Source organism: Clostridium sp. (assembly GCF_016650095.1).
Taxonomy (GTDB): Bacteria; Bacillota; Clostridia; order Clostridiales; family Clostridiaceae; genus Clostridium_AD.
Genome location: NZ_JAENWL010000423.1, coordinates 1 through 2641 on the forward strand (window position 1 = coordinate 1; position 2641 = coordinate 2641).

Consider the following 2641-nt stretch of genomic DNA (forward strand, 5'->3'; position numbering starts at 1 on the left):
CATTATGCACGTGAACATAATTTCCAACTTTTATGTACTGAGTAGCTAGCCCTATAGACTCTTTATACTTTATTATTTGTTGTCCTTTATCTATATCTCTTATAGCAAACTTATGTCCAAAAGGAACATCTGAATTAAGTACTACCTCAATGTCTTTACCAAATAAGTCAATGAGTATTTTTTCTTTATTGCTTATTTTTTTTACTGCTGTAGCAACATTATCATTTTCATTAGCAATGGCTGCAAATTTTAACATACCTAGCCCTCCTAAATAAATTCTTAATTACTTAATAAGCAATTACCATGCCAAATCCACTTTATAGCATTTAGAAGGTTTCGTTCTGTAAACGTTTTATAATGCATCAAAAGACTTGTTGCAAAAAGAAACAGTGTTGCATTAAGCATCACTGTTTCTTTTTCTCCATAATGTTGTTCTATTTATGTTTAATATTTTAGAAGCTTCACTTAGATTTCCATTGCAATAAGCTATGACTTCATTTATGTATTCATTTTCAACCTTTATTAAACTTTTAAAATCCTTTGGTTTAGTTTCATTAATTTTTTCATTATCTATATTGTTATTCTCAATGGCTTCTAATCTTATATCCACTATATCAATGCTGTCACTATTACATAATATAACAGACCTTTCTATCATTCCTTCAAGTTCTCTGACATTTCCTCTATAATTATAACTATTCAAGTAGTCTTCTGCATTTTTTGACATAGAGTTAATGCCCTTATCATACTTTGTGGAATATTTTTTTATAAAAAAATTTGAAAGTTCAACTATATCCTCACTTCTCTCATTTAGACTTGGAACTAGTAATGTTAGAATATTAATTCTATAATACAAATCTTCTCTAAAATTGCCCTGATTTAACATTTGTTTATTATTCTTATTTGTTGCTGTTATAATTCTTACGTCTATAGGTATAACTTTATCATCACCAATTCTTCTAACCTCTTTTTCTTGAATAACTCTTAATAATTTACTTTGAAGCTCATGAGGCATTTCTCCTATTTCATCCAGAAAAATTGTTCCACCATGCGCAAGTTCGAACACACCAGGTTTTCCACCTTTTACTGCACTTGTAAATGCTCCTTCAACATATCCAAAGAGCTCACTTTCTATAAGATTAGGCGTAATAGCAGCACAGTTTATAGCTACAAATGGAGCATTTTTTCTTCTACTATAATTATGAATACTTTGAGCAAATAACTCTTTACCAACTCCAGATTGACCTAAAATCAGTATTGGTGAATCGTATAAGCTATAGGTTTGCGCCCTTTCAATGCATTCTCTCATATTTTTACTTTTATATACTATATTATCAAAATTAAATTTAGCTATAAATCCTTTTTTCTGTAACTTTACTCTTATTTGATGCTCCAGCTCCTGTATTTTAGTTATATCTTGAAATGTGGCAACAACTCCACTTATTTTGTTATCAACAATAATTGGGACTCTATTTGTAACAATTTTAGATCCATATACATCTTGTATTTCCCCTATCTTTATTTGCCCAAGCTCTAACACTTCTATTAATTTTGTTCCCTTAACTACACTCTCTATTCTCCTTCCAACAGCTTCTTCCTCTGAAATGCGAAATATCTTTTCAGCAATAGAATTGAATATAGTAATCCTACCTTCTTGATCTATAGATATTATGCCATCGTGAATGAAGTTAATTATAGTTTTAAACCTTTCAGCTTTTTCCTTCTCAAACTGTAGGCCTTTAAAAATTCTTCTCGCTTCCTGCATTGATGAAATAACCGACTCTATTCCAGATTCTATAATATAGCTTTTACAGTTTAATTTATTGGCCATGGAGTTTCCTATAGTATCTCCTACAAATACTTGCACACCTTTATCTATGTGCTTTTTTAACAATATTTCTGCTTTTTCTTCATTTTCAATTTCAATTCTATCTATATTTAAATTTAAGAGGTCTCCTATTACCTCACATCCATATATAATATTTCCGTACCCCGCCACTCCTATCTTTCCTTTATAATTAATAAGATCCCTAAATCCTCTTAAGATGTCAAAGGAACTCATTTTTAATTCGACTACTGGTATATCAACAACCTCCTTTATCATAGTGTAAGTTCCACCTCTAGAAATAATTATATCAACGCCCTGTTTTATAAGGGTTTTAGCAACCTTAACCCCATAACTTAAGTCCGCAACTACAACTTCTATATTGCTATACTTTTTATCCTCAATAACTTGCTCTGCTAAACGTCCTAAACTTTTAAATGGTGCTATAAAAACAATATCTTTCATCCTTATCTCCTTATTCATAACCTTAAAATTTATAGTAATTTACACCAGCATTAAAATGAAATAAATACCCCTGAGAGCGCATAAAACAGTATTAAGTTGTTATTTACTCTACCTACTATTCTTTGTTATCTTGGAAATGCTCCATTATTTATATCTATACAAGTACCATTAATATATTCAGGACAATCTGTTGAGAGCCAATATATTGTCTTTGCAACTTCTTCTGCTTTTGCAAATCTATTTATATATACACTGCTTTTTATAGATTTCTTTCTGTCCTCTGGTATTGTTGAAAGCATATCTGTTTCTACGGGCCCTGGCGCTACAGCATTTATTACAATTCCTTTAGGA

3 protein-coding genes are annotated in these 2641 nt (G+C 30.5%); all 3 read right to left on the reverse strand.

The features are described from left to right. On the reverse strand, positions 1 to 256 hold a 256-nt coding region (locus tag JJE11_RS17385), incomplete at its 3' end, for a UxaA family hydrolase (RefSeq protein WP_291637906.1). A 141-nt stretch (positions 257 to 397) separates the two neighbouring features. After that, complete coding sequence (locus JJE11_RS17390; RefSeq protein ID WP_291637907.1) at positions 398 to 2290, reverse strand: sigma 54-interacting transcriptional regulator; 1893 nt, start codon at positions 2288 to 2290, stop codon at positions 398 to 400. 125 nt (positions 2291 to 2415) lie between these two features. After that, on the reverse strand, positions 2416 to 2641 hold a 226-nt coding region (locus JJE11_RS17395; protein WP_291637909.1), incomplete at its 5' end, for an SDR family oxidoreductase.